A 26,987-nucleotide genomic window follows, 5' to 3' on the forward strand; every position below is an offset into this window, starting at 1 on the left:
CATTCAGCGACACGAATACGTGGTGGCCTCGGCCAGCTCGCCCACCACGTCGCCGAGCTCACCGCGGGCGCGGAACGCGTTGAGCTGACGCCGCGCCCCATTGCCCCGCGCCAGCAGCGCCGCCACGCCCTCGACGACGAAGCCGAGGTCGCCGAGCTGTTCGAGCGCGGGCCGGATCCGGTCGATGAGCCGGGTCAGCAGGTCCTCGACCGGGACGGTGCTGCCGTCGACCGGGTCGATGGCGTCGCCGTCGATGCCCTCGTGCGCGGCCTTCCAATACGCCGCGCGCAGCGTGTCTTCCGCGACCACCGGCACGAGATCGGTTGTGCGAGCGGTCATCGCGGACGCCCGCACCAGGGAGGCCAGCAAGGCCGTCTCCTCCACGGTGGCCGGCACATCGCTGACGCGCACCTCCACCGTCGGAAAGGTGGTGGAGGGCCGCACATCCCAGTAGACCATCTTGCGGTCCAGGATGATCCCCAGCGAGAGCATGGATTCCACGGCCGTGTCGAACTCGTGCACCGACTCGAAGTGCGGCGGCGGGCCGGCGCTGGGCCAGCGCCGCCACAGGATGTTCCGCCAACTGGCGTAGCCGGTCTCGCCGCCGCGGTAGATGGCCGAATTGGCGGTCAGCGCCAGCAGCAGCGGCAGCCAGGGCCGCAGGAAGTTGCTCACCCGCAGCGCGGCGCCCCGGTCCGGGACCGCCACGTGCACGTGGCACCCGCACAGGCCCTGTTCCCGGGCCACCCGGCCGAAGTTCTCGGCGATCCGGTGATAGCGCGGGGTGGCCGTGATCGAGAGCTCGTCGGGAAGGGTCGGCGGGACGGCCGCGGCCAGCAGCAGTGCGTCGTTCTTCTCGGCCGACGCCGCGGCGCCACGGCGCAGTTCCCGCAATTCCCGGAGCAGATCACCCGTATTCGTGTGCACGCGGGTGCTGGTCTCGACCTGGCACCGCATGATTTCCAGTTGCAGGTCCATGCCGAAGTCCGCCGCGGTGCGCACGACGTCGGCATTTCTGCCGACCGGCGCACCGGTGCGCGGATCCACGAGGAGGAACTCCTCTTCGACACCGACGGTCGGCGGGTCTTCCACCTACTATGTGTACCTCGCGGAGGCCCAGCCGACACCTGCCGGAGTGGTCTCTCCGGCCACGCCGGGCCCGGATCTGTCGGTGGCCTGGGCCACAATGCCGGGTATGGCATACGACGAGGAGCTGGCCGACCGGATTCGGGACGCGCTCGGGCCCGAGCTGGTGAACGTGGTCGAGAAGAAGATGTTCGGGGGCCTGGCGTTTCTGGTGGGCGGCAATATGGCCGTCGCGGCCCGGGGCAAGGGCGGGCTGATGGTGCGCACCGACCCCGCCACCTCCGACGCCCTGCTGAAGGCGGGTTCGGTCGAGCTCATGGAGATGGGCGGCAAGCGGATGAAAGGCTGGCTGCACGTCACCACCGAGACCGTCGCCGACGAGGACGCGCTCGACGAGTGGGTGCGCCGCGGCGTCGATTTCGCCAAGACGCTACCGCCCAAATAGGACGCAAACGGTGTGCGCCGGGGCACAGCCTCGACGCGGCTGTGGCTCGCCTCACCCAATCCCCCGCTGGCGCAACGGGTTTCTCCTCATCTGTCACCCTGTCTTTACACCGCACCACCTCGCGGAAATCTGCGTCGCGCACTGTGGTGAACATGAGGCAAACCGAGATACATGCGTTGGCCTGCGAAGTATGCGGTCGCCTGCCCCACCCCCGTCGCACCCGGATGGCACTGGCCAAACTCGGGGCCGTGTTCCCGGTCGAACTGGCCCTGCACGCCCTGGTCATCGATCTCGAATTACCTTATCTGGCAACGGTCTCCATCCTCGCCGTCGCCGCCACCATCCTCGTCATCTGGGTCGTCGAGCCCGGTGCGATGCGGTATCTGGCCCGCTGGCTGCACGGCCCGGAGCTGCGCCGCCGTCACCATCTCGACAGCGCCGAGCGACTGTGGCGCATCCGGGTGCGCCTGGACAACACTCCCGGCCGCCTGGAGCTGCTCGCCAAACACCTCGCCGAGCGCCGGGCCAATATCCTCGCCGTGCACGTGCATCACCTCGAGAACGGCGTGCTCGACGAGCTGGTGGTGTCCACGCCCGCCGAGGTCAGCCCGCCGCGGCTGACCCACGCCATCTCCCGCGCCGGCGGCATCGCGGTCGGCATCTGGCCCGCCTCGGCGCTGACCCTGGTGGACGGTCAGACCCGGGCGCTGGGGCTGGCCGCGCGGGTGGCGGGCGATCCGGCCGAGCTGCCCCTGGTGATCGCCGAGCTGCTCGGCGCGCAATACGTCTCCGATCCCGATCCCGGCCGCGTTCCCGGCGGCACCCTGCTCGAGATCGCCCCGCCGGACGGGTTGGGAGCCATGACCTTCCTGCGCACGGGTGAACCGTTCACGCCCGCCGAGATCGCCCGCGCGCATCGGCTGACCGATCTGGCTCTGGTCGCCTCTCACCGGCCCTGACCGCCCGAGCTGCGAATTCCGTTTCCATATCCCAATATTCGGGATCATGTACTGATACGTACAGCTTTCCGTACCGTGTAGTTTCACTTCGTGGCAGACTGCCTCATGCGCAGTGCGACGATACGCGCGTACAAGGGGCTGGTTGATCGATGAGTTTTCGGCGCGGCGGTGCTCGATCGGGGGATCGTGGCAATACTCGGTTCGGGTATGCCGACACGGGCGGGAATCCCCCCGCCCGCAAGGTGATTCGCTCCGCCAAGCTGGCGGCGCTGCCGCTGGCCTTCGCCGGTCGCCAGGTGGCCGGGGCGAGCCAGCGGGCGATCGGCCGTCCGGCCGAGGAGATCGACCGGCAGATCCAGCTGCGCACCGCCGAGCACATGGCCGACGTACTGGGCGAATTGAAGGGCTGCGCCGCCAAATTGGGCCAGATCCTCGGCATCTACGAGCTGGCGCTGCCACCGGAGCTGGCCGAGCCCTACCGGATGGCCCTGAGCCGCCTACAGGACGCCGCCCCGCCCATGCTGCCGGCCACGGTGCACGCGGTGCTCGCGGACTCGTTCGGACCGGAGTGGCGCGACAGCTTCCGCGAGTTCGACGACCGGCGGGCCGCCTCGGCCACCATCGGGCAGGTGCACCGGGCGATCTGGCACGACGGCCGCGCGGTGGCGGTCAAGGTGATGTATCCCGGCGCCCGCGCCGCGGTCGACAGCGATCTGCGCCAGCTGCGCGCATTGGCCTGGCTGACTCCGGTCTTCGCGCCCTACGCCGACGGCCCGGCGATCGTGGGCGAGCTGGCCGAATCTCTGCGCGCCGAGCTCGATTTCGAGGCCGAGGCCCGCAGCCAGCGCCGTTTCGCACGGACCTACGCCGACGATCCGGATTTCCGGGTGCCGCAGGTGGTCGCCCAGCGTGGGGACGTGATCATCAGTGAGTGGCTCGACGGTATCCCGTTGTCGCGCTTGATCACCGCGGGCGCGCAGGCGGAACGGGATCGGGTCGGCATGCTGGCCATCCGCTTCTTCTGGTCCTCCGCCCCACGCTCGGGCTTGCTGTACGGCGATCCGCATCCGGGCAATTTCCGGGTGCTGCCGGACGGGCGGCTGGGCGTGGTGGACTTCGGCGCGTGCCCCGCCTGGCCCCCGCCGCAGTTCCCGGAGCTGGTGCACGATCTGGCCGACGCGCTGATCAACGGCGGCCCGGCGGAGCTGGACGCCTTCGCGCGCCGGCACGGATTCACCGACGCCGAGCGCGGATTGGACAGTGCGGGACTCGCGGACAAGCTGCTGCCCTTCACCGAGATCCTGTGCCACGACACCTTTCACGCGGACATCGCCTGGCTGCGCGGCCGCACCTTGGATGCGATGAGCCCGAAGCTGAGCAATGCCTATCGCCAGCTCGCCGTGCCCGCCTACCTCATGCCGTTCCAGCGCGGACTGGTCACCTTGTTCGGCACGGTCGCCCAGCTGGGCACGACCGGCCCGATGCGCGACGAGGTGATCCGCTGGTCACCCGAATTCAGCGCGGTGATGGAACGCTATCGGCAACGGACCGGCGGCCCGACCGACCTGAATGCCGTGCGCCTGCGGCGCGCGGGCGCCGCCGCCAAGGGTTTCGCCGCGGGCTGACCCGTAATCGGCACCCCGGCAAGGGCCTTGATCACTGTCCCAGACAGAACTACTCTGGTGGGACAGGCGCAGCGCAGCGCCGGATTCTGCCCGGAAGGTCCCCGCCGTGACCACTGCATCCACAGACCCCGTGACCACCGCATCCGAAGATGCGCCGGCAGCGAAACTTTCGGCTCCCGATCACGAGGTCACCGTCATCGGCGCGGGACCCGGCGGCATCGCCGCGGGGGTCAAGCTGAAGCGGGCCGGGGTCACCGACTTCGTGATTCTGGAGCGCGCCGACGAGGTCGGCGGCAGCTGGCACGAGAACCATTACCCGGGGCTGGAAGTCGACATCCCGTCGCTGGCCTACCAGTACTCGTTCGCACGAAACCCCCACTGGAGCAGGCTGTTCGCGGCAGGGGCCGAGGTGAAGCGGTATCACATCGAGGTGGCGCGGCGGTTCGGGCTGTATCCGCACATCCGGTTCGGGACCACGGTGGTCAGCGAGGAGTGGGACGAGGACCGGCACTGCTGGCGGCTGCATCTCGCCGACGGCGGCGTCACCACCGCCCGGTTCGTCATCAGCGCGGTCGGCGCGTTCATCAGTCCCAAGCAGGATCCCGGGATTGCGGGACTGGCCGAGTACACGGGCAAGATCCAGCGGCCCTCGGACTGGGACGACGGCTATGACCTGACCGGCAAGCGGGTCGCCGTCATCGGCACGGGCGCGAGTTCTGTCCAGATCACCCCGTCGATCGCGGGCGCGGTGGGCAGTCTCGCGGTGTATCAGCGCACCCCGGTGTGGTGTGTGCCCAAACCCAATCCGCGAATTCCGCGCGCCGTGCAATTGGCCTTCCAGGTCCCCGGGGTGCAGGCGAGCCTGCACGGCGCGGCCCTGGTGGTGGCCGATGCCGCGCTGCGCACCATGTCGAACGCGCCCATGGCGGTTGTGCGGCCCACCATGCGCGCCGTCGACGCGGCCGCGATCCGCGGCTATCGGGGACTGTTGCGACTCATGGTGCGCGATCCCGGGATTCGTGCTGGCCTCACCCCGAACTACGGTCCGATCGCCAAGCGGCCGACCGCGAACACCGGCTATCTGCTGGCCTTCAATCGCCCCAATGTGGATCTGGTGACGACGCCGATCGAGCGGTTCACCGCGCACGGCATCCGCACCACCGACGGCGTCGAGCGCGAATTCGACATGGTCGTGCTGGCCACCGGCTATCACGTCTTCTCCGACCCGGAGACCTACACCCCGGGCATGGTCGTCGGCCGCGACGGCCTCGATCTCGGGAAGTACTACACCGAGCAGGGATTGCAGGCGTATGAGAGCGTCTCGCTGCCCGGCCTGCCCAATCGGTGGACGCTGGTCGGCCCGTATTCGTGGTCCGGCAGCGGATGGCACGCCTTCGTGGAGATGACGGCCGACCATGCGGTGCGCGCGATCTCGGAGGCGCGCCGGCGCGGGGCGACCTTCGTGGCCATCCGCCAACAAGTGCACGACGCCTACCATGCCCGGATCTACCGGCACGGCGAGGCCATGCGCTACTACCTGGCGGAATTGAACGCCCACGTCCCCACCTACTACCGGAATTCGCAGGGCGACAGCACCTATATCCGGCCCACGGGATTCTTCTCGGCGCGCCGCGCGCATCACCGATTCCCGTTCTCCGACTACGAATTCGATCGTCTCACCGCGTGACCCGCCGCTCGACAAAGGAGTTGAGCCCATGTTCGAACTGCCGAAATCGGTCCGGATCGCGTTGGGCGCGGCCGGATACGGCATCAGTGACCACCGCCTGCAACCCGCGGTGCGGGGCAAGGTCGTGCTGGTGACCGGAGCCTCCTCGGGTGTCGGGCGGGCCACCGCGCACCGGCTGGCGGCCAATGGCGCGACCGTGCTCGCGGTGGCCCGCCGGACCGCGCTGCTCGATGAACTGCGCTCGGAGACAGCCGATTTCCCCGGCAGTATTCACCCCTACACCGCCGACCTCTCCGATCCCGACGCCTGCGCCGAGCTGATCGGGCGGGTGCTGGCCGACCACGGCCACGTGGACGTCTTCGTCAACAATGCGGGCAAGTCCATTCGCCGCTGGCTCTCGGATTCCCTGGACCGCTGGGACAATTTCGACGACACCGCGCGCATCAACTATCTCGGTCCGGTGCGGCTGGTGCTGAGCCTGCTCCCGTCCATGCGGGCGCGCCGCGCGGGCCATATCGTCAATATCAGCACCGCCGGGGTCCACGGCCCGGGTGTGGGCTGGACCGCCTATATCGCCTCCAAGTCGGCGTTCAATTCCTGGATGCGCGGCGCCGCACCGGAATTGCGGGCCGACGGCATCACCGTGTCCACCATTCACCTGCAGCTGGTGCGTTCGGACATGCTGGGCCCGTATCGGATCTACCGCTACACCCCGAGCATGTCGACCGACGAGGCCGCGAGCATGGTGTGCCGCGCGATCGTGGACCGCCCCTTGGCGATCCGGCCGTGGTGGGAGCGGGCGGGCGCGCCGCTGTCCTACGCGCTCGACAATTCCCGTGCGGCGCAACGGATGCTGACCGGCTACGCCAAGGCGGGGAACTGGAACAACCGGCCCGTCGACTGGGCCGGGCCGATCGGGCGGGTGGAGCGGACGGTCAACCTGCTCGACGACGCGGTGACCGTGGCGGGCTGGATACCGGCCAGCGGGGTGCTCGGGCTGGTGCCGCCGAGCCGAATTCCGCAGCTGGCCTGGGCATTACGCGGCGGGATCGGCCTGGCGACGGCATTGTCGTCGTTCGCGGCCCGGTTTCCGGATCGGCCCGCCATGATCGACGACGACGGTCCGATCACCGCGGCCGAGCTGGATCGGCAGGTACAGCGGCTGGCCGCGGCGCTGCGGGCCCGCTGGGAGGTGCGGCGCGGCAGCCGGGTCGGGGTGCTGTGCCGCAATCACCGCGGCTTCGTACTGGCCGCCTACGCGGCCGCGCGGCTCTCCGCGGATCTGGTGCCGCTGAACTACGGTTTCGCGGGCCCGCAGATCGGCGAGGTCCTCGACCGCGAGCGCGTCGACCTGCTGCTCTACGACGGCGAATTCCACCCGGAGATCGACAAGTCCGGCTACCGCGGTCACCGCGTGGTGGTCCGGGGCGCGGGCGGCGGGCTGCCGACCGTGGCGGAACTGGTCGCGGCGGGCGGACCGGCGGTGCGCGAGCCCGCGTCCGGCGGCTCGATCGTTCTGCTCACCGGCGGCACCACCGGGGTGCCGAAGGGCGCGCCCCGGAAGCTCGGCATGGCCGCGTCCTCCGTGCATCCGCGCATGATGCTGGCGCTCGAGGACCTGGCCCGATTCGCCCCGATCCCGCGGCTCGGACGACCCATGATCATCGCGCCGCCGCTGCACCACACCTACGGCTTCCTCGCGATCACCGCGGCCTTCCTGCTCGGGTCGACGGCCATCGTGCACGAGAGATTCGACGCCGAGACCGTGCTCGCCGATATCGAACGGCACAGCGTCCACATCGCCTGCCTGGTGCCGACCATGCTCAAGCGCGTCATGGATCTGCCGCCGCCCGATCGCCGCGGCTATCACACCGAGAGCCTGCAGATGGTGATGTGCGGGGCCGCTCCCCTGCCGCCCTGGCTGGCCACCGCCTTCATGGACGAGTTCGGCGACGTGCTGTTCAACGGCTACGCCTCCACCGAGACCGGTGCCGGAACCCTGGCCACGCCCGCGGATCTACGGGCCGCGCCCGGGACCGTCGGGCGGCCGCCGGCCGGGATCGTGGACATCCGCATCGTCGACCGCGACGGCCGCGAGCTGCCCGCCGAAGTGAGCGGCCGCATCATCAACAAGAACCCGAGCATGTTCCACGGCTACAGCGACGGCCGCACCAAGGAGATGGTCGGAAAGTACATGGACTCCGGCGATCTCGGGCATTTCGACGCCGCGGGCCGGTTGTTCGTGGACGGCCGCTCCGACGACATGATCGTCTCCGGCGGCGAGAACGTCTTCCCGCAGGAGGTCGAGGAGGCGCTGCTGGCGCATCCGGCGGTCGCCGACGCGGGCGCGGTCGGGGTGGCCGACGACGACTTCGGGCAGCGGCTGGCGGCGGCGGTGGTGCTCAAGGCCGGGTCGCGCACCAGCGCGAAGGCGCTGCAGCGGCATATCAAGACCGCCCTGGCCAATTACAAGGTGCCGCGCGACATCGTGTTCGTGCCCGAGCTGCCGCGCACCACGGCGGGCAAGCTGCGGCGGCAACAACTTCCGGAGGTCATCGCGCGGGCCCATGCCGCCGCCTCCGCCGTCGAATCCGATCGATCCTGGACGTGAGGTATCCGTCCTGAACTCCACCAATGGTTCGCGGGCCCTGCCCGACCACGACGTCGTCGTCATCGGAGCGGGATTCGGCCGGGGTCGAGAGTCACCGAGGCGATCGAGCATTTCACGCCGACGGGCGTCGTCAGCGCCGACGGGCGTGAGCGCGAGTTCGATATGGTGCTGTGCGCCACCGGTTTCAAGGTCATGGAGAAGGGCTGTACGCCCCCGTATCCGATCTACGGTCGCGGCGGGGTCGAGCTCGGCGTGTTCTGGGATGCCAATCGATTCCAGGCGTATCAGGGCGTCTCGGCGCCCGGACGACTACCGGTTCACCGCCACTTCGGTGCGCGAGTTTCAGGACGCGGCCTCCTGAGAGCCGCCGAATTCGGGGACCCATTTCTCGACCAGTTCGAGGAATGGGCCCTCGGCGTCGAGTTGGGCGCAGATACCGACGATGCCGCCGAAAACGCGGGTGAACATGGCGTATTCGGGTTGGTCGGCGGGAGCCTTCATGGCGCGGGCATTGGTCAGCGAAATGTTCTCCGGGTCCAGCGAACGAGCCACTTCCGCCTGCAGGAATTGACGGGTGAAGTGGAAGTTGGGACCGTCGATGCGCGCGATCACCGGGTCGACGCGGCGCTGGATCGGCGGCATGTCGATGGGCGCGCCCGGCTTCACGAAGCCCTCCGCGCGCAGGACCGCTTCCATGCCTTCGTAATTCCCGTCCAGCGCGCACCGGGCCAGCCGGCCGACGGCGCGCGGAATCCCGCGCGGGGTTTCGGTGCACGCGCCGTAATCGATGACGCCGAGCCGATTGTCGGGCCGCAGCTGGAAATTACCCGGGTGCGGGTCGCTGTGCAGGCAGCCGACGCGGGTCGGTGAGCTCAGGGCGAATTCGGCCAGCAGCAGCCCGGCCCGATTGCGGTCCGCGCGGGCGCCGTCGGCGATGATGCGCGACAGCGGTGTGCCGTCCATCCATTCGGTGACCATGACCTTCGGGGCGGCGGCCACCACGCGCGGCACGAAGAACCTCGGGTCACCGGCGTACGCCTTGGCGAAGCGGCGCTGGTAGGCGGCCTCGATGCGGTAGTCGAGCTCGTCCTCGGTGCGGGCCAGGAATTCCTCGATGAGCTGGCGGGCATTGGTGCCCGCCAGCAGAGTGTTGAACGCGCCCGAAACCATCTGCAGCATCTTCAGATCCGCGCGCAGCGACTCCTCGGCTTCGGGATACTGCACCTTGACCGCGACGTCGCGGCCGTCGTGCCAGACCGCTCGGTGCACCTGGCCGATGCTGGCGGCGGCGACCGGCGCATCCTCGAAGCACGCGAACCGTTTCCGCCAGCCGGTGCCCAGTTGCAGGTCGAGCATGCGGTGGGTGTCGGCCGCCGGCATGGGCGGGGCTTCCTGTTGCAGCCGGATGAGGGCGTCGCGGAAGGGGTCGGCGAAGCGCGGCGGGACTCCGGCCTCGGCCACGCTCAGGGCCTGGCCGAGTTTCATGGCGCCGCCCTTGAGTTCGCCCAGTACCGCGAACACCTGTTCCGCGGCATTGTCGAGCATCTCATCGGTCAGGGTTCCGCGTTCGGCCCCGGCCAGCAGGCTCTTTCCGGTGGCGGCGACCCGCTGCGCCATCAGGGTCGCGGGAATGCTCGCCACCTTGGCCATGCGGGCGATGCCTTTTCTCCTGAGTCCGGCCACGTCGCCGTTCCTTCCTGCCACACCCCCGTCTCAGACAGTGTAGGTGGTTTCGGGGGCGCGGTCGATCACGCCGCGGTCACTCCTTCTCGGCCAGTGCCGCAAGCCGATCCATCGAACCGAGCAGCATCGCCGAAGTGGTGGCGGCCGCTTTCACCTTGCGCTTCTCGTCGTTCAGGTTGGTCCAGTCGTAGGTGTGGGTGACCCGGGTCAGGTTCTCCCCCAACGGTTCCAGCTCCCACCGCCACAGGTGCCCCGGCGGCTGCTGCCCCGGTTCCGAAGGCAGCCAAGCGATCCGCCGCCCCTCCTCGAACTCCACCACGTGGTTCTCACGCACAGCGCCGGTGGTCAGCGTCATCACGAACACCTCACCCACCGCGCGCACCCGCTGCCCCGGCTCCGCACGCGACAGATTCTCGTTCCCGTCCCAACTCGGCTGCGCCGCCGGATCGGCGATCAACTCGAAGATGCGGTCCACCCCCACCGCCATCTCCCGCTCGGCCGAAACCACCTTCACGGACTCGTCATTTTGGCTCATACCACCGATCGAACCATCGCGCGCCCGAATCCCGCTACCACTGACCGGCCACACACTCCGTGCAGGGAGTTCTCGAGCGCTACATCGGAATCGACACCGGCAGCGCGAACACCGGCAGCTGATCGCCTGCGCCGGGCTAGATTCCAGTAATGACCGATGATTTTCGAGCCGATCGCATCGGCAGCGCCCTCCGCGGCGAGAACCCCACGGTCCTGCGCAGACTGGAATCCGGCTTCGCGACGATGGGCGAGGTCCAATTCCTGCCCGGCTACACCGTGCTGCTCACCGACGACCCGGCCGTGCAACGCCTCTCGGACCTGCCGCGCGGCAAACGGGCGGCCTTTCTCGCCGAGATGGACGCTCTGGCCGAGGCGGTCGAACGGGCCTGCCGCGCCACCGAAACCGCTTTCCGCCGCGTGAACATCGAAATCCTGGGCAATCACGATCCCTACCTCCACGCCCACATTTGGCCCCGATTCGACTGGGAGCCAGCAGATCTGGTGACGGGCCCGGTCTGGCTCCATCCCCGCGAGAACTGGAGCGACCCTCGTTACGCCCTGGGTCCCCGGCACGATCCGCTCCGCCAACTGATCACCGAGAAACTCGACCAGGCGATTCTGGGCGCCTGACGCCGAGGACCAGCAGGCCCTGCCCGAGCCCTGAGCCCGTCGTGCAGAATTGCCCAATGATGAGTCGACAGGTGGTTTCCTCGGGCGCGGCGTGGGAGCCGATCGTGGGTTATTCACGCGCCGTGCGAGTGGGGCAGTGGGTTTCGGTCGCCGGGACGACCGCCGCGACCCCGGACGGCGGCGTCGTGGGTGGCGACGATATCGCCGAGCAAGCCCGGGAAGCCTTGCGGCGCATCGTCGCCGCCCTCGCCGAGGTGGGAGCCGGACCCGAACACGTGGTGCGGACCCGGATCTTCGTCACCGATATCAGCCGCTGGGAAGAGGTCGGCAAGGCCCACGGCGAGGTGTTCGCCGATATCCGCCCGGCCGCTTCGATGCTCGAGGTCAGCGCGCTCATCGATCCGGCGCTCATGGTCGAGATCGAAGCCGACGCCGTCGTGCCCTAGTCGGCGTCGGACTCCGCCGCGACGCGAGTCCATGCGCCGCCGACCGCGGATCGGGTTCCATACGAACCCGATTGCAGGTTCAGCACCTCCATGAGCGTCGGATCCTCGTCGACGGCGTGATAAAGGTGCCCGATCCGGCCCTGTTCCCCGGGGTCGGTGGGACCGAGCAGCTGCCACAGGTCGCCGTCCTGGTCATGGCCGACGTGCAGGATCGGCTCCTGCTTCTCGAACACCTCCGGCGTCTGGATGCACCGGGTTCCCATCAACCAGTGCCGCATCCACCACGCCCGGGGGTCGCGGTCCATGACATGGTCGACCACCCACCAGATGAACGGCAGATCCTCGTGCGCGCGGGACTGCGCGGCGGTCAGATCCGGACCGCCCTGTGGAACCTGCTCGAACGGCTCGTCCACCAGCCCGAACGCATGGCTCCCGTCGTTGTCGAACATCACCGCGTGAAACGTGCCGCCGCCGGGGTTCCCCGCCCCGATGCCGACACTGAACCGCCCCACGTGCGGATCGCCCCCGGTCGTCCAGCCGAACGCGTAGGAGGCGAGTTCACCTCCCGGCCCGATGAATTCGCCGAAGGCCCGGCGATCCATGCCGGTCACGTCCGCCGTCGGCACCTCGATCAGCTCACCGGGTATCACTCGCACATCCACGCACCGACCCTAGCGGGTAAGAATGGGGCCCGTGGAACAGGTGCTGGCGCCGGACGGCGAGCGAATTCTGCTCGGAGCGATCGACTGTGCGTACAAGGAGTTTCGAGGCGAGCTGGCGGCGGGATACGCCATCGGGAGTCTGGCGCACGGCGGATTCGCGCCGCTGGTCAGCGATATCGACGTGGTGCTGGTGCTCGCGGACTGCACGGCGGCCGCGCGCGGGCGGGTCGCCGGGGTGAACGCGGCGGTACAGCGGAGCTTCGACGGGCCGCTGGCACAGCGGGTGTCGATCTTCTGGAGCGACTGGGCGGGGATTCGGCAGGGAGCCGCCGCCGGATGCCGGCTGCCCGCGATCGATCGGCTGGATCTGCTGGAATCGGGACGGCTGCTCTACGGAGAGGACCGGCGAGTGGGGGCGACCCTGCCGCAACGGGACGAATTGATCTGCGAATCAGCGGAATTCGCACTCGGCAAGATCGATGCCGCTTATCGGGCCGAGCTCGGCGACCCGGCGGGACTGATCGCGGCGGGACCGCGCGCGGTCACCAAGACGACCTTGTTCCCGGTGCGGTTCCTCTACACCCTGGGCACCGGCCGGATCGGTCGCAACGAGGATGCGATCGACTGGTATCGAGGAGCCGCCGAACCGCTGGTCCGCGCGGCCGGGCGGTGGCGCCACGACGGCGTCGACCCGGCCGCGGAGGCGCTGCTCACCGAGCAATTGACCGGCCTGTACCTCGAATTCGCGCAGACCTATCGCGGCGCCCTGGAAGAGCTGGGCCGCGACGACCTCGCGCAGCGCCTGGAGGAACTCCGCCGGACGCTGTGAGCACCCTCAATCCTCCTGGGCGCGAAGGTCTTCGATGGTGTGCCGCAGATGGTCGAGGAGTTTGTCGGGGTCGTCGAAGCCGGCGGGATCGATGGGCTCGCCGAAGCGGATGGTCACCGGGTGGCGGCGGTCGAAGGCGGGACCGTCGCCCCGAGCGCGGCGAGTGGGCAGCACCCCATCGGTTCCCGTGGTGGCGACCGGAACGATGGGTACGCCGGTCGCCAGGGCCAGTTTCGCCACCCCGGGCTTGTACGGTTCCCGCTCACCGCGCGCGACCAGCTTGCCCTCGGGGTAAATGATGAGCACACCGCCGTGGCGGAGAATTTGCTCGGCCTGGGCGGTCGCGGCCTGCCCGGATTCGCTGTCGCGCCGCACGACCGGTATCTGACCCAGCCGCCGCACCAGCCAACCGACCACGGGCCAGGACCAGAGTTCGGCCATGGCGATGGCGACGGCACGGCGGCGCAGGGCGCCCCAAAGAAATACCGCGTCGAGCATGGAGACGTGATTGCTCGCCACGATGACCGGCCCGGATCCGGGTACCAGAGCACGGCCGACAACGGTGACATGAACGAAATTCGACCAGGCCAGGGCGCGCAGGATGCGGCGGACCAACTGTGTGGTGACCCAGGCTCGCTTGCCCAGCCCCTTCGGGCGGCGCGGCCGCCGCGGAACCGGTGTCGACTCGGTATTCATCGCTCTCCATTTCGACCGTCGTGCAACACATTTCATCCTTGTCTCCGCGGGCCGGCCGGACCACCGCAGAACTACTCAATAGTGCACGAACCGTGATCGAATAGCTGTTAGCTATAACGACATTTCGGGCGTAGCCTGGAAGTTGCCGTAATCACGGCACCCGGAGAATCACATCACTAAAGGCTCGCGTGCTGCCATGGCCGGAAACTGGTGGCGTAACACCGTCTTGCAACAACTGTCCCGATCGCCGCTGAGTACGGCGGTGGTATTCCTCGCCCTCGAGGACGGCAGCGAGGTCATCACCTTTCCACGACTCAACTGGGCCGTCGTGGCGACCGCCTTCGCGGCCGTGCTCGGTATAGCCATCGGACTGCTGATTCTGGTGAGCTCAGCGCATTTCGACGAGCCGCAACCGCCCACACCCACGCCGCCCGCGTCGTGCGCGCCGTTCTGCCCGACGCCGACCTGAGCGCTAGTCGCCGGTCGGGAACGTGAGGGTGAAACACGAACCGCTGGAACTGGATTCGACCGCCACCGTGGCGTGGTGGATCTCGGCGACTTGCGCCACGATCGCCAGCCCCAGCCCGTGGCCCGGGGTCGAGCGCGCCGCCGGAGAGCGGTAGAAGCGATCGAAGACGTGCGGGAGGTCTTCGGGCGGTATGCCGGGACCCTCGTCGCGGACCGTCAACGTGCCGTCCGCGACACCGACCCGGACCGTCCCTCCCGGCGGGCTGAACTTGGCGGCATTGTCGAGCAGGTTGGTGACCGCGCGCGAGAGCCGCGCGGGCACGCCCTGAACGGTCACCGGATGCAGATCGGCGTAGAAGACCATTGTGGGCCAATGCCTTCGGGCCACGCCCAGGCAGTCGGCCGTCAGCAGGTCCAAGCGCAGATCCTCGAGGGTCTCGCGGGCCGCGTCCGGATCGTCGGCGCGGGCCAGGTCGATGAGATCGGTGACCAGACCCGACAATTCCTCGGATTGCACGCGCAGGGCGGAAACGGTCTCGTCCAGGTCGGCGGGTGACATGCGTTCGGCGCGACGCAGCAGATCGACATTGGTGCGCAGGGCGGTGAGCGGGGTGCGCAGCTCGTGCGAGGCGTCGGCCACCAGTCGCTGCTGGGCGGCGCGGGAGGCGCGTTCGGCCGTGAGGGCGGCGTCGAGTTCGTCGAGCATGGTGTTGACGCTGACCGCCAGGCGCGCCAGCTCGTCGGAGCCGGTGACCGTGATGTGGTGCTTGGGATCCCTTGTGCGCGCCACCCTTTCGGCCGCGTCGGTGAGCGCCGCCACCGGCGCGAGGGCGCGGCGCGCGAGCACGGTGCCGATGCCCGCCGCCAGCAGCAGTCCCGCCCCCGCGGCCGCCAGCAGCGCGATGCCCACGCGTTTGCGCCCGGTGTCCACACTGTCCGAGCGCTGCGCCACCTGCACGGCGCTGCCGGGCTCCAGCTGCATGGTGTACATCCGCATCCGATAGCCGTCGAGGGTGAAGTCGGTGAAGAACGCGTCCGCGGATCCCGCTGCCACCGCCCGTGTTTCGGTATCGACGGGCAGCGAGAAATCGGGCAGATGCTCGGATCGGATGCTGCCGTCCGCGGCCACCACCTGCACACAGCTGGGCGCGGCCAGGTAGCGGCACGGACCCGAGATCGCCGCGACCGACGGCTCCACCGGGAACTGCCGGGCGATGCGCGTGGCCTGCCGCCGCAGACCCACATCGAGCGTGCTGTTCAACTCGTGCCCGACCACGACGTAGGCCGCCACGGCCATCCCCGCCAGCGCCAAAGCCATTGCCAGCACGAAGAATACGGCGATCCGGCCCCGCAGTCCGAGCCGCGTCACGAGGCCCCCAGCCGATAGCCCACCCCGCGCACGGTATGGATCAGCGCGGACTCGCCCTCGAATTCGAGCTTGCGCCGCAGATACCGGATGTACACCTCGAGCGAGTTCGACGAATTGCGGCCCCACACCCGGTCGATCAGCGTCTCGCGCGGCAGCGCCTGCCCCGCATTCCGCAGCAGCACCTCGAGCAGCGCGAATTCGGTTCGGCTGAGCTCGATCTCGCGATCGCCCCGGCGCACGGTGTGGGCGGCGGTGTCCACCACGAGATCACCCGTCGACAACACCGCCCCGTCCTCGGGATAGGTCCGCCGCACCAGGGCGCGCACCCGCGCCAGCAACTCGTCCAGATCGAATGGTTTGACCAGATAGTCGTCGGCCCCCGCGTCCAGCCCTTCGATCCGATCGGCCACCGCGTCCCGCGCGGTGAGCATGAGAATCGGCGTCCGGTCCCCGCGCCCACGCAGGGTGCGGCAGGTGGTCAAACCATCCATGAACGGCATGAGCACGTCCAGCACCACGACCTCCGGCTGCCATCGGGCAACCTCGGTGAGCGCGGTCGCGCCATCCCCGACGCCCCGCGCCTCGTAGCCCTCGGTCGCGAGCGCGCGCACCAGCGCATCCCGCACCGCGGCTTCGTCGTCGACCACCAATACCCGCACCCCTGGGATCATACGGACGAGGACGACCTGGGATTTCTCATGCGACTCTCATCTGGGTCCATGAGCGTGGACGCCATGAGACTTCGGATACCGCATCGCACCCCGGCTGTCCTGGCCATTCTCGGGGTGGCCGCAGCCGGACTCACGGCGTGCGGAAAGGACGCGAGCGCACCGCCGGCGCAGCTCGACGGCAATCAAGTGGTTATCCCGATCGGCGACGGCACGGCCCGGGTCGACACCCGGTCCCTGGGCATCACCGCCACAGCCGAGGGCAAGACCTATGAGCTGTCCGCGCCCGCCGGTGACACCCTCGGCACGGCGGGACCGGTCCAGCTGGCGGGTTCGACCGCGACCTGGACCTACCCCGATCGGGCGCTGACCGTCTCCGCCACCACCGAGGACGGCCGCCTGCGCGTCACCGTGCACAGCGACCGCGACGGCTCGCTGCGGTGGCCGATCACCGGCACGGACCCCGCCGCGGCCGCCCTGCAGATCCCCCGCGGCGAGGGTCTCTCGCTGCCGGTGCGCGATCCCTTCTGGAACGGCCCCGACACCGGGCTGATCGGCGAACCCCTGCCGCTGACTTCCGCTCTGACCATGCCGTTCTGGGGCTACCGGGTGGGCGATCGCGGTGTCGGCTACATCGTGCCCACCGATATCGGCAGCAGTGTCACGGTGAAATCGCAGGACGGCAGGCTCATCACCGGGGCCGCACACGATTTCGCCGATCGCGCGGGCACCCGCGACTACACCGTGGACTTCGCCCTCACCGACGCCTCCCCGGTCGCGGCCGCCGAGGATTACCGGGCCTGGCTCATCGGGCACGGCGAATTCCGTTCGCTGCGAGACAAAATCGGCAAGAACCCGGAGATCGCGAAGCTGCTCGGCGCGTTCCACGCCTACCTGTGGGGCGACGGGCGCACGCCCGAAGCCGTCGAGCGAATGAAGGCCCTCGGCCTGTCGAAGATGTGGCTCGGCTACGACTCCGGTGACGACCCCATGTCCGCCGCGGCCATCACCGCCGCGAAGAACGCGGGATATCTTGCGGGTCCCTATGATTCGTGGGCCAATGCTCAGGACCCCGCCACCGCCGACAACCCCTCCTCCCGCTGGCCGGGCACCGTCTGGCCCGACGGGTGCGTCCGGAAGCCGGACGGCACCGAGGAGACCGGTTTCGGCGATCGCGGCTGCTACCTGAGTTCCCAAGCGCTGAAACAGGATCCGAAGCTGTATCAGGACCGCTACGCCGCCATGACCGCCAATGGCGCGAACACCTACTTCCTCGACGTCGACGCCGCGGGCGAGTTCTTCGACGACTACTCCCCCGCCCACCCCATGAGCCAGCGGCAGGATCGCGACAACCGCCTCGACCGCATGCGCTGGCTGTCCGACGACCGCAAGACCGTCCTCGGTTCGGAGGCCGCCGGTTCCTGGGCCGCACCGGTGCTGGCCTTCGATCACGGCGCCCAGAACCCGGTCTCGGACGGGCTGTGGAAGCTGCAGCGCGACCGCGAGACCTGGGGCCGCTGGTATCCCGCCGATGCGCCCAAGGCGTTCTTCAAGCCGGTCGATCTGCCGTCCGATCTGGTCACCGCGATGTTCGACCCGGCCTACCGGGTGCCGCTGTACGAGACCGTGCTGCACGACTCGCTGATCAACGTGGACCGCTGGGAGCTGTCGTATTACAAGCTGCCGCACCAGGAGACGATGCGGGCGCTGACCGCGGTCCTCAACAACACCCCGCTCAACTTCGTGATGGACGGCGCGACGCTCGCCGAGCACGGCCCGGAAATGGCACGGCTGCAACAGTTCTTCGCGCCGCTGCACGAGAAGGCCGCCACCCTGCCGATGACGGACTTCCGCTGGCTGACCGATGACCGTCTGGTCCAGCGCAGCGTCTTCGGCAACAGCGATCTCACCGTCACCGCCAACTTCGGGACCCGCGAGTACAACGGTCTCCCCGGCGGTTGCGTCGACGCGCAACTGAAGGGCGACTCCAGCCCCCGGCGACTGTGCCCCGGCCGATGAGACGCCCCATCACCCTCGTGTTCGTCGCCGCCGCAGCGCTTCTCGCGGTGCTGATGGTGGCGCACGACCGGATACCGGACGCCCTGGGCTCGGGTGTCGCCCTCGACACCGCCGCCCCCTGGCTGATCCTGCTGGTCCCGCTGCTGGCGGCCCTGGCCCTGGTCTGCCGCAGCCCCGCCGGAGCGGCCGCCTGCATCGCCCCGCTGCTGGTGTGGGCGTACACCTTCGGCTCCTGGTGGGCACCGAACGCCACGGCCGGCACACCGGCCTCGGGCACCCTGAAGGTGGTGTCGCAGAACCTCTTCGCCGACAACACCACCCCGGTCGCGACCGCCCGTGCCCTCGCGGCGACCGGCGCGGATCTGATCGCGGTCCAGGAGCTCGGCGGCACCGATCGCGCGCCCGTTCAGCGAATCCTCGACGCCTCCTACCCCTATCGCGAGGAGCGCGGCACCGTCGCGCTGTGGAGCCGCTATCCGACTTCGGACACCACCACGGCCGATGTCGGCGTCGGCTGGCAGCGCGGGCTGCGCACCCATGTCAGCACCCCGTCCGGCGACCTGGTGGTCTATGTGGTGCACCTGCCGTCGGTCCGCCCGGCTGACACCGCGACCCGCAACAACGGCCTGAAGATCCTGTCCCGCCAGCTCTCCGCCGACCCGGCCCCGCACATTATGGTGGCCGGCGACTTCAACACCGCCACCACCGACCGCCACTGGCGCTCGTTCGCCCCCGGATTCACCGACACTCAGCCGGCTTCGGGCGCGGGCCCCGGCTTCACCTGGCCCGCCGCGTTTCCTCTAGCCCGCCTGGACCACATCCTGCAACGCGGCCTGACCACCGCGGGGGCCTCGGTGCTGCGCATCCCCGGCCCGGATCACCGCGCCCCGACCGCCACCGTCGCCTTCCCGCGGCGCTGAGCCCGGCGCATACTCCGTTTGTAGCGTGTAAAGGAACCCGCTGACGGCGAGCTGATGGACAGGGTGGTTTGCGATGGCTCGATGCGACTTGGTGATTCGCGGCGGCACGGTGTACGACGGGTCCGGGAAGCCGGGGGTGCGGGCCGATGTCGGGGTCAGCGACGGCAAAGTGGCGGCCATCGGCGGCGAGCTGCCCGAGGGTGTGCGCACGGTCGACGCCACCGGGAAATGGGTGATGCCGGGCATGCTCGACGTGCACACCCACTACGACGCCGAGGTGCTCGGCAATCCCGGTCTGGGCGAATCGGTCCGGCACGGGGTCACCTCGGTCGTGCTGGGCAACTGCTCGCTGTCGACGGTCTATTCCGAGGCCGAGGACTGCGCGGACCTGTTCTCACGGGTCGAGGCGCTGCCGTGGGACACGGTGCACTCGGCCGTCAAGGAGCACAAGGATTGGGACGGCCCGCACGCGTACGCGAAGGCCATCGCCGACCGCCCGCTCGGCGCGAATGTCGCGGCTTTCCTCGGACATTCGGACATGCGGGTGACGGCCATGGGCCTGGGCCGGGCAGTGGACGCGCAGGCCCGGCCGACCGACGCCGAGCTGAAACGCATGTGCGGCATGCTCGAAGACGCCCTCGATGCCGGATTCCTGGGTCTGTCCACCATCCGCAGCTCGTTCTCGAAACTGGAGGGTGTGCGGTTCCCGACCCGCCAGCTGCCGTCGACCTACGCGTCGTGGCGCGAATACCGGGCGCTCAACGCGATTCTGCGCCGCCGCGGCCGAGTGCACCAGAGCACACCCAACCTCACCGCCCGCGCCGAGATCGCCCGCTATTTCGCCGAGAGCGCCGGTCGAATCCGCAAGCCGCTCAAGACGACTCTGATCGCGGGCATGGACGTCAAGGCCGACCGCACGGTCGCACGCGCCGCGACCACGGCGGCCTGGATCGTGAACACCGTTGGCGGAGCACAGTTCCGGTGGCAGCACCTACCGGTCCCGTTCGAGGTGTACGCCGACGGGGTCGATCTGGTGGTGTTCGAGGAATTCGGTTCCGGTGTGGCGGCACTCAATATCCGCGATGTGATGAAGCGCGGCGAACTGCTGGCCGACGAGGACTATCGCAGGCGCTTCCGCAAGGACCTGGCCAAGAAGTTCGGCCCGCGCGTGTGGAACCGGGATCTGTACGACGCGGTGATCGTGTCGTGCCCCGAGGCGGAGGTCGTCGGCAAATCGTTCGGCGCGGTGGCCGACGAACGCGGCATCCACCCGGCCGACGCGCTGCTCGATCTCGCCGTCGCGCACGGCGCGAAACTGCGCTGGCGCACCGTCATCGCCAATGACCGCGAGGAGGTGATGGATCTGCTGCAGAGCTCCCCCATGATGCAGATCGGTTTCGCCGATTCCGGTGCGCACCTGCGCAACATGGCCTTCTACAACTTCGGCCTGCGCCTGCTCGAACGCGCGCACCAGCGGGGATTCCTGCCGCTCGAAACAGCGGTCCACCGCGTCACGGGTGAGCTGGCCGACTGGTACGGCCTCGACGCGGGCCGGCTCGAGCTCGGGGCGCGCGCCGATATCGCCGTCATCGACCCGGCCGGCTTCGATGGCTCCAGCAGCGAATACGCCGAGGCCCCCTTCCCCGGCGTCGCGGGCCTGGCCCGCATGGTGAACCGCAACGACCGGGCGGTGGCCGCCACCGTGGTAGGCGGCCACCTGGTCTACGAATACGGTGAATTCACACCGGGATTCGGCACCACCCTGCACGCGGGCACTTTCCTGACCGCGACCGGGCGCTGACCGCTACACCATTTCCGGCACCCGTGCCCGCACCCCGCGGGCGCGGTACTCCTGTGGCGGACAACCTCTCCAGCGCCGGAACGCCCGAATGAAGGAGGCGGCCTCGGCATACCCCAGCCGGGCCGCCACCTGCTCGGTCGTCATACCGGTATGGTCGAGCAGCTCCTCCGCCAGCGCCTGCCGCACTTCGTCGAGCAACGCCCGGAAAGAGGTGCCCTCCTCATTGAGCCGCCGCGACAGCGTGCGCGCGCTGACGAACAATTCGGCCGCCACCGCCGACTGATCGGGGATCACCCCCGGGTTGCGCACCAGCAGATCCCGCACCGCACCGGCGACCCCGCTGCGCGCGTGCCGACGGGCCAGCAGATCCCGGCACATCTGCTCGCAGGTGCTGCGTGCCCACTCGTTCACCTGCGGCAACGGCACATCCGGCGCGGCGGCGAAGACGAGCTCGTTGCCGTTCGCACCGTAGGCCGGTTCGAGACCGAACACGGACCGATAGATCACCTGCAACCCGGTCATGGTCCGTGCGGTGACGAAGATCCGCACGTCCTCGGGCAGCTCGTGATCATCGAAGCGCAGGACCCCTTCGCCCGCGATCTCCGCGAAACTCAATGGCCCGAACGCGAAGTCCGCCGCGGCATGTCGCATGACCACCTCCACCGCGTCCCGCACGGTGCGGCTGGCCAGCAGCGCCAGTCCCCAGGGCCCGTCCAGCATGACGCGGTACCGACTTCCTGCCTCCGCACCCAGCCCCGGTGCGTCCCCGAAGCGGGCCAGCAGATTCCGCACCACCGCAATTTCCTGCCCGGCGGTGACTTCCGTGCTCGAGTCCATCACCGGCGGAAGTCCGGCCCCCGCCAGACACTCTCCCGCCGGCATTCCTCGTTCCTCGGCGAGCTGCAGCAGTATTCGCACGCCCGAGGCTTTCCTGGCTAGATCCCAGTCGAACATGTACGCGGTCCCTCTTCGACTTCTCCCGACCTATTTCTGTTCCCCAATCGGGTTGGCGAAACATATCAACGGCAGACCGGTCGGTGTGGCGCAACCGACAGATTGGGTGTACCGCGTCGTCACGGACACCGATGAGAAACCGATCACCCTGACGCGCTTTTCGCCCTGGCCACGATTCGTCACGTAACAGCCGCTGCCCCCGTGCGATTCATCCACATCCGGCCCGGACGACGACCAGCAATCGAGGTCACCTCACCATGAGCTCAACCGCCATCCTGCTACTTCCCGCATTGGCGGCCCCGGCGTTCGGGATCGGCATCTGGTTGGGCGTCCGCTCGGTTACCCGCGAGACCAAGGCCGAACACCGCAGCACCCGATGCACACCGGTACTGCGGTCGTGGCCCGAATTGCCGCCTTTCCGACGGCCCGCCTCCTGGCCGGAGTCCCGCCGCGCCCGATAGGTTGCTGCCATGAGCAGCAACACGACACGCACAGTGGTTGTCACCGGCGCATCCTCCGGCATCGGCAAGGCCACCGCCGCCGCGTTCGCCGCCCAGGGCCACAAGGTGATCGGCACCAGCCGCAATCCCGAAACGCTCGCCGAGGGCGACCGGGCCCCGGGCGTCGAATATCGAGCCCTCGATCTCACCGACTCCGCCTCCATCGAACGGTTCACCGCGGAACTCGGGCCGGTTGATGTGCTGATCAACAATGCCGGCGAGAGCCAGGCCGGACCGTTGGCGGAATTGCCCGGGGAGGCGATCGAAAGGTTGTTCCGGCTCAATGTGTTCGGGGCGATCGCGTTGACGCAGGCGGTGCTGCCGGGGATGCGCACTCGGGGCTACGGGCGGATCGTCATGGTCGGCTCCATGCTCGGCAGCTTCCCGATGGCCTACCGGTCGTCGTATGTGGCGACCAAGGCCGCGATTCGCGGGTTTGCGACGGCGGCTCGGTTCGAGGAGTCTCCGTTCGGGGTGTGGATCACCACTGTCGAGCCGGGGCAGATCAACACCGGGCTGAGTGAGCGGCGGATGAAGTACCTCAATGAGGGGTCCCCGCATACTGCCGAGTTCACCAAGTTCATGGGTGTGCTCGACAGCAAGATGAGCAAGGGGATTCCGCCTGAGAAGGTGGCCGAAACCATTGTGTCAGCGGCTGATTCGGAGCGGCCCAAGCCGTTGTACGCGGTGGGGAGCAATGCGCCGGTGATGTTCGCGGTTCGGCGGATCCTGCCGCGCACGGTCATGGAGCGGCTCATCGCCTCCGCGCATGGAATGAAGCGCTGACGGTCAGGGGCCGGTGAGTCTGAGGTCGCGGCCGATGATTTCTCGCATGATTTCCGAGGTGCCGCCGTAGACGCGGGTGATGCGGGCGTCGGCGGCGGCGCGGGCGATGGGGTATTCGCGCATGTAGCCGTAGCCGCCGAAGAGTTGTTGGCAGCGGTCGATGCAGCGGAATTCCATTTCCGAGGACCAGAGTTTGGCCTTGGCGGCGTCGGCGGGGGTGAGGCGGCCCGCGTTGAGTTCGAGGACGCACTTGTCGACGAAGGCTTCGGCGACCGAGACTTCGGTGGCCACGTCGGCGAGGGTGAACTTGGTGTTCTGGAAGGCTCCGATCGGTTGGCCGAAAGCCTGTCGGGCGCTGACGTATTCGATGGTGGTGTGTAGGGCGACCCGCGCGCGAGCGAGGCAGGCGACGGCGATCTGCATGCGCTCCTGGGGCAGGTTGCTCATCAGGTATTCGAAGCCGCGGCCCGCCTCACCGAGCAGATTCTCTTTGGGCACACGGACATCGGTGAAAGTGAGCTCGGCGGTGTCCTGGGATTTCAGGCCGAGCTTCTCGAGATTGCGGCCGCGTTCGAAACCCGCCATGCCGCGTTCGAGCACCAGCAGGCTCATCCCGCGATGCCGTTCGGGCGAGGTGCGGACGGCGGTGATCACCAGGTCGGCGTTGATTCCATTGGTGATGAACGTCTTCGCGCCGTTCACCAGGTAGTGGTCGCCCATATCGACTGCGGCCGTGCGGATTCCGGCCACATCGGAGCCCGCTCCCGGCTCGGTCATGCCGATGGCGGCGATCAGCGTCCCGGCCACGAATCCGGGCAGCCAGCGTTCCCGCTGTCCCGCGGTGGTCAGCTTCGCCAGGTAGGGCGTGCAGATGTCGTTGTGCAGCGCGAAATTCAGCCCCACCCCGGCGCAATCGCCCGCCATGAACTCCTCGATGAGGATCTGGTTGAACCGGAAGTCCGAGACCCCGAGCCCGCCGTGGTTCTGCGGCACCGCGAACCCGAGCAACCCCAGCTCTCCCGCCCGGGCGAAGACCGAGCGCGGCACGATCCCGGCGTCCTCCCACTCCAGGTAGTGCGGCGCGACCTCCTTGCGCACGAATCCCCGCGCCAGTTCGGCGAATGCCCGATGGTCCTCACCGTAGTGCCCTCGTTCCATGGACCCATGGTCCGGGACGACCCTCGTCCCGGACCAGAGAATCCCGGCCACCCTCAGCACATATCGCAGGCCCGTCAGTTCGCGGGCGGGTTCTTCAGCAGCTGCTCGGCGACCGTCTTGCCCAGGGTGTACTGGTTCTCCAGGGCGATCTTGAAGCCGCCGCTGGTCTGATCCAGGTGCTGGACCACCGACTGGCCGGGATACGGCTGGTCGAAATTGCTCATGGTGCGCAGCGAGAGGTAGCGGTTCAGGTAGCCGTGCGCCTTCAGGGCCGTCGCGGTGGCGTTGTCCTCCATCTGCGTCGTGCAGTACACGCCCGAGCCCTTGGTGCGCTCCTTCATGATGTAGCCGGCCTCATCCGAGAGCTGCTTGCCGGAGAAGAAGTCGTCACCGGTCATGGTGTCGCACTTGGTGACCGCGGGCGTGCGACCCTCCTGCCCCGGGTATTGCGCACGCTCGGCGGCCGCGTCGGGACTGTCGGCCAGTTTCGCGTCCTTGGTCCACTCGTACGCCTTGTCCACCAACGACTCGTCGAGCTGGTAGGCGGCGGTGTTGTAGTCCTCCACCGGGCGGTAGCCGAAGGGGACGTCGGGGGCGGCGGCCGGGTCCAGGTGGTTGCCCAGGTCGAAGTCGACCACCCAGCGCGCCCATGCCGCGCCACCGAGGGTGCCCTGCTCCGGCGGTGTTCCGGCGATCCCGGCGGTGACGAAGTACGCCTTGGAGAAGTTGAACTTGTCGCTGCCGAGGATGGCCATCATGCTCGTGGCGGCATTGGCCTTGCCCTGGCCGGTCTCGGCCACGCACAGCTTGTCGGCATTGCATCGCACCGGCTTGAACGCGCCGGGCACGTCGACGGTGGTGGGCAGCTGCTCGCGCTGCAGCCACACCTCGTTCTCCGGGTCGAACATGGTGATGACCAGGACTCCCACATCGATCTTGTCCGAGTCACTCTTCGAGTTCGAGGAGCAGCCGGTGAGGGCCAGTGCGGCCACTCCCAATGCGACAGCGATCTTCTGGCAACGGGTGGTCATGGCGACACAGTATGCGACATACCGGTCGAAACGCGGGAATCCCGGCCCGAGCGGACTGCTCGGACCGGGATCCGGGTGCGGCTAGTCGACCGCCAGCACGGTGCCCGCGGCCACCGTCAGATTGCCCTCACGCACCGCGAAGCCGAGGCCGGGCTCCAGCGGCACCGCGCGATCCAGGGTCACGGCCAGCTCGACCGTGTCACCGGGCATCGCACGCCCCTCCGGCAGCACCACGTGACCGGACACGTCACCGGTGCGCAGGAAGAACTGCGGGCGGTAGCCGGTGGCGATGGGCGTGCGCCGCCCGCCCTGGGCCGCCGTCAGCAGGTGGACCCGCGCGGTGAACTCGCTGTGCACCGCGATGCTGCCCACCGCGGCGACCACCTGACCGCGCGCCACCTGCCCACGCTGCACGCCGCGCAGCAGCAGCGCCACATTGTCGCCCCGCCTCGGCCGATTCCATTGTCCGGCCGAAGGTCTCGACACTGGTCACCACCGCCTCGAGCTCGCCGCCGAACCCGAGTACCGATACGCGGTCACCCGGCCGGATGCGGCCGCGCTCCACCGCACCGGTCACGACCGTGCCGCGACCGGTGATGGTGAGCACGTTCTCCACCGGCATGAGGAACGGCACGGCGGTGTAGCGCATCGGAATCGGGATGTACTCGTCCACCGCGTCGAGCAGCCGCAGCAGCTGCCCGGCCCAGTGCTCGTCGCCCTGCAGCGCGCGCAGCCCCGACACCCGCACCACCGGAGCACCGTCACCATCGAACCCGTTGGCCGACAGCAGCTCTCGCACCTCGAGCTCGATCAGCTCGAGCAGCTCACCGTCGGCGACGTCGGCCTTGTTGAGCGCGACCACGATGTGCTCGACACCCACCTGCCGCGCCAGCAGCACGTGCTCGCTGGTCTGCGGCATGACGCCGTCGTCGGCCGACACCACCAGGATCGCCCCGTCCAGCTGGGCCGCACCGGTGATCATGTTCTTCACGAAGTCGGCGTGGCCCGGCATGTCCACGTGGGCGTAATGCCTTGTGGCGGTCTCGTATTCGACGTGGGCGATATTGATGGTGATGCCGCGCTCGATCTCCTCGGGAGACCCGTCGATGCGATCGAACGGGACGAACGCGGTGCCGCCGCGCTCGGCCAGCACCTTGGTGATGGCCGCGGTCAGGGTGGTCTTGCCGTGGTCGACGTGACCCATGGTGCCGATGTTGACGTGCGGCTTGTTACGGACATAGGCCTGCTTGGCCATGATGAATCTCTCTCCGGGAGCGCAAGTTTCGAGGGATCTCAGCAGCGAGCCGACCTTCCCCGTCTGAGGTCCGGGACGTCCCGGAGAAGGTCAGCTTCGTGCGCCGTCGACTGCGACAACCAGGGCAGCAGCCATCGCGCCCGCGACTGCGGGGTGAGCGACGAT

24 protein-coding genes and 1 pseudogene are annotated in these 26,987 nt (G+C 68.8%); 14 read left to right on the forward strand and 11 right to left on the reverse strand.

From position 1 onward, the window contains the following. Positions 1–3 precede the first annotated feature (3 nt). Entirely contained in the window at positions 4–1,092 is a 1,089-nt protein-coding gene (locus GPX89_RS27395) for a carboxylate-amine ligase (protein ID WP_328602362.1), read from the reverse strand. Positions 1,093–1,195: 103 nt separating this feature from the next. On the opposite strand from GPX89_RS27395, the gene GPX89_RS27400 reads away from it, so the two are divergent. From GPX89_RS27400 to GPX89_RS27420, 5 genes are all read left to right on the forward strand, one after another. Continuing rightward, positions 1,196–1,531 carry a TfoX/Sxy family protein gene (locus GPX89_RS27400; RefSeq protein ID WP_157390496.1) on the forward strand — a complete coding sequence of 112 codons (336 nt, stop codon included), beginning with the start codon at positions 1,196–1,198 and terminating at the stop codon, positions 1,529–1,531. Positions 1,532–1,683: 152 nt separating this feature from the next. Beyond that, entirely contained in the window at positions 1,684–2,490 is an 807-nt protein-coding gene (locus GPX89_RS27405) for an amino acid-binding protein (protein WP_157390497.1), read from the forward strand. Between the two features lie 149 nt (positions 2,491–2,639). Then, positions 2,640–4,115, forward strand: coding sequence for an ABC1 kinase family protein (locus GPX89_RS27410; protein WP_235948060.1), 1,476 nt, complete (start codon positions 2,640–2,642; stop codon positions 4,113–4,115). Between the two features lie 130 nt (positions 4,116–4,245). Next, positions 4,246–5,802, forward strand: a complete 1,557-nt coding sequence (locus GPX89_RS27415) for a flavin-containing monooxygenase (RefSeq protein ID WP_328602363.1) — start codon at positions 4,246–4,248, stop codon at positions 5,800–5,802. 28 nt (positions 5,803–5,830) lie between these two features. Then, complete coding sequence (locus GPX89_RS27420) at positions 5,831–8,413, forward strand: SDR family NAD(P)-dependent oxidoreductase (RefSeq protein WP_157390498.1); 2,583 nt, start codon at positions 5,831–5,833, stop codon at positions 8,411–8,413. A 342-nt stretch (positions 8,414–8,755) separates the two neighbouring features. Here the strand turns inward: GPX89_RS27420 and GPX89_RS27425 are convergent, their stop codons facing one another. After that, positions 8,756–10,096, reverse strand: coding sequence for an ABC1 kinase family protein (locus tag GPX89_RS27425; RefSeq protein ID WP_328602364.1), 1,341 nt, complete (start codon positions 10,094–10,096; stop codon positions 8,756–8,758). A gap of 76 nt (positions 10,097–10,172) precedes the next feature. Further along, on the reverse strand, positions 10,173–10,631 hold the full coding sequence (locus tag GPX89_RS27430) for an SRPBCC family protein (protein ID WP_157390499.1): 459 nt from the start codon (positions 10,629–10,631) through the stop codon (positions 10,173–10,175). Between the two features lie 149 nt (positions 10,632–10,780). Between GPX89_RS27430 and GPX89_RS27435 the strand changes: the two genes are divergently transcribed. Together GPX89_RS27435 and GPX89_RS27440 are read left to right on the forward strand one after the other, a co-directional pair. Then, positions 10,781–11,260, forward strand: a complete 480-nt coding sequence (locus tag GPX89_RS27435) for an HIT family protein (protein ID WP_157390500.1) — start codon at positions 10,781–10,783, stop codon at positions 11,258–11,260. A 59-nt stretch (positions 11,261–11,319) separates the two neighbouring features. After that, the gene (locus tag GPX89_RS27440) at positions 11,320–11,706 is read left to right on the forward strand and encodes a RidA family protein (RefSeq protein ID WP_157390691.1); all 387 of its coding nucleotides are present in this window, start codon (positions 11,320–11,322) and stop codon (positions 11,704–11,706) included. On the opposite strand, the gene GPX89_RS27445 is transcribed toward GPX89_RS27440, so the two are convergent. Continuing rightward, positions 11,703–12,368 carry a hypothetical protein gene (locus GPX89_RS27445; protein WP_198347613.1) on the reverse strand — a complete coding sequence of 222 codons (666 nt, stop codon included), beginning with the start codon at positions 12,366–12,368 and terminating at the stop codon, positions 11,703–11,705. The two genes, GPX89_RS27440 and GPX89_RS27445, sit on opposite strands and share 4 nt — an antisense overlap. 31 nt (positions 12,369–12,399) lie before the next feature. Here GPX89_RS27445 and GPX89_RS27450 point away from each other — a divergent pair, with 31 nt between their 5' ends. Further along, the gene (locus GPX89_RS27450; protein ID WP_157390501.1) at positions 12,400–13,197 is read left to right on the forward strand and encodes a hypothetical protein; all 798 of its coding nucleotides are present in this window, start codon (positions 12,400–12,402) and stop codon (positions 13,195–13,197) included. Between the two features lie 6 nt (positions 13,198–13,203). Here the strand turns inward: GPX89_RS27450 and GPX89_RS27455 are convergent, their stop codons facing one another. Continuing rightward, positions 13,204–13,893, reverse strand: coding sequence for a lysophospholipid acyltransferase family protein (locus GPX89_RS27455; protein WP_235948062.1), 690 nt, complete (start codon positions 13,891–13,893; stop codon positions 13,204–13,206). Positions 13,894–14,089: 196 nt separating this feature from the next. Here GPX89_RS27455 and GPX89_RS27460 point away from each other — a divergent pair, with 196 nt between their 5' ends. Next, positions 14,090–14,362, forward strand: a complete 273-nt coding sequence (locus GPX89_RS27460) for a hypothetical protein (protein ID WP_157390503.1) — start codon at positions 14,090–14,092, stop codon at positions 14,360–14,362. A 3-nt stretch (positions 14,363–14,365) separates the two neighbouring features. Here GPX89_RS27460 and GPX89_RS27465 read toward each other — a convergent pair whose 3' ends face one another. Continuing rightward, the gene (locus GPX89_RS27465) at positions 14,366–15,730 is read right to left on the reverse strand and encodes a sensor histidine kinase (RefSeq protein ID WP_328602365.1); all 1,365 of its coding nucleotides are present in this window, start codon (positions 15,728–15,730) and stop codon (positions 14,366–14,368) included. Further along, complete coding sequence (locus GPX89_RS27470) at positions 15,727–16,389, reverse strand: response regulator transcription factor (RefSeq protein ID WP_456237937.1); 663 nt, start codon at positions 16,387–16,389, stop codon at positions 15,727–15,729. The genes GPX89_RS27465 and GPX89_RS27470 overlap by 4 nt, the downstream gene beginning before the upstream one ends. A gap of 39 nt (positions 16,390–16,428) precedes the next feature. On the opposite strand from GPX89_RS27470, the gene GPX89_RS27475 reads away from it, so the two are divergent. From GPX89_RS27475 to GPX89_RS27485, 3 genes are all read left to right on the forward strand, one after another. Then, positions 16,429–18,417, forward strand: coding sequence for a glycoside hydrolase (locus GPX89_RS27475; protein ID WP_235948064.1), 1,989 nt, complete (start codon positions 16,429–16,431; stop codon positions 18,415–18,417). Further along, positions 18,414–19,337 (forward strand): endonuclease/exonuclease/phosphatase family protein, encoded by a 924-nt coding sequence (locus GPX89_RS27480; protein ID WP_157390505.1) that lies wholly within the window; start codon positions 18,414–18,416, stop codon positions 19,335–19,337. The genes GPX89_RS27475 and GPX89_RS27480 overlap by 4 nt, the downstream gene beginning before the upstream one ends. A 73-nt stretch (positions 19,338–19,410) precedes the next feature. Beyond that, complete coding sequence (locus GPX89_RS27485; protein ID WP_157390506.1) at positions 19,411–21,138, forward strand: N-acyl-D-amino-acid deacylase family protein; 1,728 nt, start codon at positions 19,411–19,413, stop codon at positions 21,136–21,138. 3 nt (positions 21,139–21,141) lie between these two features. Here GPX89_RS27485 and GPX89_RS27490 read toward each other — a convergent pair whose 3' ends face one another. Next, positions 21,142–22,020 (reverse strand): helix-turn-helix domain-containing protein, encoded by an 879-nt coding sequence (locus tag GPX89_RS27490; protein WP_198347614.1) that lies wholly within the window; start codon positions 22,018–22,020, stop codon positions 21,142–21,144. A gap of 329 nt (positions 22,021–22,349) precedes the next feature. On the opposite strand from GPX89_RS27490, the gene GPX89_RS27495 reads away from it, so the two are divergent. Both GPX89_RS27495 and GPX89_RS27500 read left to right on the forward strand, forming a co-directional pair. Then, positions 22,350–22,553 (forward strand): hypothetical protein, encoded by a 204-nt coding sequence (locus tag GPX89_RS27495; protein WP_157390508.1) that lies wholly within the window; start codon positions 22,350–22,352, stop codon positions 22,551–22,553. 9 nt (positions 22,554–22,562) lie between these two features. Further along, positions 22,563–23,378, forward strand: coding sequence for an SDR family oxidoreductase (locus GPX89_RS27500; protein ID WP_157390509.1), 816 nt, complete (start codon positions 22,563–22,565; stop codon positions 23,376–23,378). Positions 23,379–23,381: 3 nt separating this feature from the next. On the opposite strand, the gene GPX89_RS27505 is transcribed toward GPX89_RS27500, so the two are convergent. The 3 genes and pseudogenes from GPX89_RS27505 to tuf all read right to left on the reverse strand — a co-directional run bounded on the left by GPX89_RS27505 (position 23,382) and on the right by tuf (position 26,822). Continuing rightward, positions 23,382–24,536, reverse strand: a complete 1,155-nt coding sequence (locus GPX89_RS27505) for an acyl-CoA dehydrogenase family protein (protein ID WP_157390510.1) — start codon at positions 24,534–24,536, stop codon at positions 23,382–23,384. Positions 24,537–24,610: 74 nt separating this feature from the next. Beyond that, entirely contained in the window at positions 24,611–25,567 is a 957-nt protein-coding gene (locus tag GPX89_RS27510; RefSeq protein ID WP_157390511.1) for a purine-nucleoside phosphorylase, read from the reverse strand. A gap of 81 nt (positions 25,568–25,648) precedes the next feature. Beyond that, positions 25,649–26,822 (reverse strand): annotated as a pseudogene (gene tuf, locus GPX89_RS27515) (elongation factor Tu). Positions 26,823–26,987 lie beyond the last annotated feature (165 nt).

The sequence above is a fragment of the Nocardia terrae genome, assembly GCF_009760405.1.
GTDB classification, from domain to species: Bacteria; Actinomycetota; Actinomycetes; order Mycobacteriales; family Mycobacteriaceae; genus Nocardia; species Nocardia terrae.

Coding starts and splice junctions, on each gene's coding strand:
- GPX89_RS27400 (WP_157390496.1), top strand. CDS start 1,196: ATGGCATACGACGAGGAGCTGGCCGACCGGATTCGGGACGCGCTCGGG.
- GPX89_RS27405 (WP_157390497.1), top strand. CDS start 1,684: ATGAGGCAAACCGAGATACATGCGTTGGCCTGCGAAGTATGCGGTCGC.
- GPX89_RS27410 (WP_235948060.1), top strand. CDS start 2,640: ATGAGTTTTCGGCGCGGCGGTGCTCGATCGGGGGATCGTGGCAATACT.
- GPX89_RS27420 (WP_157390498.1), top strand. CDS start 5,831: ATGTTCGAACTGCCGAAATCGGTCCGGATCGCGTTGGGCGCGGCCGGA.
- GPX89_RS27430 (WP_157390499.1), bottom strand. CDS start 10,631: ATGAGCCAAAATGACGAGTCCGTGAAGGTGGTTTCGGCCGAGCGGGAG.
- GPX89_RS27435 (WP_157390500.1), top strand. CDS start 10,781: ATGACCGATGATTTTCGAGCCGATCGCATCGGCAGCGCCCTCCGCGGC.
- GPX89_RS27440 (WP_157390691.1), top strand. CDS start 11,320: ATGAGTCGACAGGTGGTTTCCTCGGGCGCGGCGTGGGAGCCGATCGTG.
- GPX89_RS27455 (WP_235948062.1), bottom strand. CDS start 13,893: ATGAATACCGAGTCGACACCGGTTCCGCGGCGGCCGCGCCGCCCGAAG.
- GPX89_RS27460 (WP_157390503.1), top strand. CDS start 14,090: ATGGCCGGAAACTGGTGGCGTAACACCGTCTTGCAACAACTGTCCCGA.
- GPX89_RS27475 (WP_235948064.1), top strand. CDS start 16,429: ATGCGACTCTCATCTGGGTCCATGAGCGTGGACGCCATGAGACTTCGG.
- GPX89_RS27480 (WP_157390505.1), top strand. CDS start 18,414: ATGAGACGCCCCATCACCCTCGTGTTCGTCGCCGCCGCAGCGCTTCTC.
- GPX89_RS27485 (WP_157390506.1), top strand. CDS start 19,411: ATGGCTCGATGCGACTTGGTGATTCGCGGCGGCACGGTGTACGACGGG.
- GPX89_RS27490 (WP_198347614.1), bottom strand. CDS start 22,020: ATGCCGGCGGGAGAGTGTCTGGCGGGGGCCGGACTTCCGCCGGTGATG.
- GPX89_RS27495 (WP_157390508.1), top strand. CDS start 22,350: ATGAGCTCAACCGCCATCCTGCTACTTCCCGCATTGGCGGCCCCGGCG.
- GPX89_RS27500 (WP_157390509.1), top strand. CDS start 22,563: ATGAGCAGCAACACGACACGCACAGTGGTTGTCACCGGCGCATCCTCC.
- GPX89_RS27505 (WP_157390510.1), bottom strand. CDS start 24,536: ATGGAACGAGGGCACTACGGTGAGGACCATCGGGCATTCGCCGAACTG.
- GPX89_RS27510 (WP_157390511.1), bottom strand. CDS start 25,567: ATGACCACCCGTTGCCAGAAGATCGCTGTCGCATTGGGAGTGGCCGCA.